Source organism: Moorena sp. SIO3I6, from assembly GCF_010672095.1.
Window position 1 is genome coordinate 1 of sequence record NZ_JAAHHU010001120.1, and the last position, 1657, is coordinate 1657.

Sequence of the window (1657 nt, forward strand, 5' to 3'; positions counted from 1 at the left end):
CCCAGATCCGCTGTTCCCAGATCCGCTGTTCCCTGTTCCCTTTTTTGATCAGGCCAGATGGCTGCACTACCGGCGACGACCCTTTAACACACCACCAATGCCCAACAGACCGAACCCAATTAAGCCACTGCTAGCCCCAGACTCTGGCACCTGAGCCACTCCCTGGTCAGGATTAAAGGTTGACCAATTGAAATCCGAGAAAAAACCTTGTTCTAGCACGTGGCCTAATACTTGCCCACTGCCACTGCCACCACTGCCACTGCCGCCACCAACGCCACTGCCGCCACCACCGCCACTGCTACCGCCACCGCCACCGCCACCATAGCCCCATTCGTACATGTCGAGCACATCCTGGATGCGGTCTTGAGTTAGCCAGGAGCCTGCTATGTCGTTATAGCCATTGGCGATATACCAGTCGATGGATGAGGCATTCACGCTAGAATCATTCATGTAGTCACCGATTTTGTCGGCTAAGGTATTCTTGGCGTTGTTGAGCAAGTTATTGAAATTGAGGGTCATATTTGATTCACTGGGTCGTCCATCTGAGCCGAACACAGTGGAGTTTAGATCCCAACCAATCACATCAAAGGCTTGTAAATCCAGTGCTGACATATCGGCTCTCTCTCCCCAACCTAGGGCTGGTTTCATCATGCCCAAATTATCGCCCAGACCGTCCCAGTGGCTGGCTTGATAGCCATCACCTCCGAATCCTAAATCGACATCCTTGCCTTCAGAAAAGTATGCCAGAGCTGTATCACCCCCATCAATGGAAAAGAAGGCATTGGCACCATAGGCTAATTCAAGGAAGTCATTATCTTCGCTCCAGTCACTATAGCGGTACATATCCAGGGCAGTAGTACGCAACAGACATCTGATAACTAGCATCATAATCCGCGAGTATGGTCGAATCGACACCACTGACGAAGCCCAAGATATGACCAATTTCATGGACGGCCACACTCAGAAAGTCAACACTCAGAAAGCGGATGATTGTGTCTAATAGGGTTGGGGCGCTACGCTCGTAATTATAGCTCCAAATGAAGTCGCTATTCATGACGATATAGCCATCAAGCACGAAGTTATTGCTGTGGTAATTTATGGCTTTGGCATTGGCATTGGTCAGAGAAATGTTTTTGTTGTACCACCCTTGTCCGCTTTCAAACACGGAATGATAGCGAGTATTGCCATCACTATAGTGATGGGCTTGCAGGTTATCATAAGCAGTATAATCATCTGCCGATGTTCTATCGGAATAGAGCTTTTGCCGATAGGTGCCGTAGTTTTTATTCTGTTGCAGACCAGGGAGTGCCCCACCCAGGATGTTTGAGGGCAAGGCGTCGGTCATCTCAACGTGAATTTTGACGGTGATATCATCGGTTAAATAGTAAGACCAAATCTGACCAGCCATTTCAAACCCGAGCATTTGTTTGAGGGAAGTCCCTGGTTGATAGCTGAAGTCGAAGTCTATGGCTTGAGCTGGGGCGTTACCACCAATTACTGCTGCAGATGCCAGGGACAAGGACATCATTAATTGGCGATTCTTCATAAAATTTTACCTCGTAGAAATTACTGACATGAATACTGTCAGTATGAAAAGGTAATGTATGCAATCGTGTTTGTGATCTGAGGCTGGTGTATAGGATCGCGTTTTTTTTTA

At 48.0% G+C, this 1657-nt stretch carries 2 protein-coding genes; both read right to left on the minus strand.

Features of this window, described 5'->3' with window-relative positions:
* Window positions 1-66: 66 nt before the first annotated feature.
* On the minus strand, window positions 67-888 hold the full coding sequence (locus tag F6K49_RS46780) for an NF038122 family metalloprotease (RefSeq protein ID WP_293109317.1): 822 nt from the start codon (window positions 886-888) through the stop codon (window positions 67-69).
* Complete coding sequence (locus F6K49_RS46785; protein ID WP_293072499.1) at window positions 830-1546, minus strand: NF038122 family metalloprotease; 717 nt, start codon at window positions 1544-1546, stop codon at window positions 830-832. Before F6K49_RS46785 ends, F6K49_RS46780 begins: the two co-directional genes overlap by 59 nt.
* Between the last annotated feature and the right edge of the window lie 111 nt (window positions 1547-1657).

What these genes read in the sequence shown, in the direction of transcription:
- F6K49_RS46780 (WP_293109317.1), bottom strand. Translation starts at nt 888, where the DNA reads ATGATGCTAGTTATCAGATGTCTGTTGCGTACTACTGCCCTGGATATG.
- F6K49_RS46785 (WP_293072499.1), bottom strand. Translation starts at nt 1,546, where the DNA reads ATGAAGAATCGCCAATTAATGATGTCCTTGTCCCTGGCATCTGCAGCA.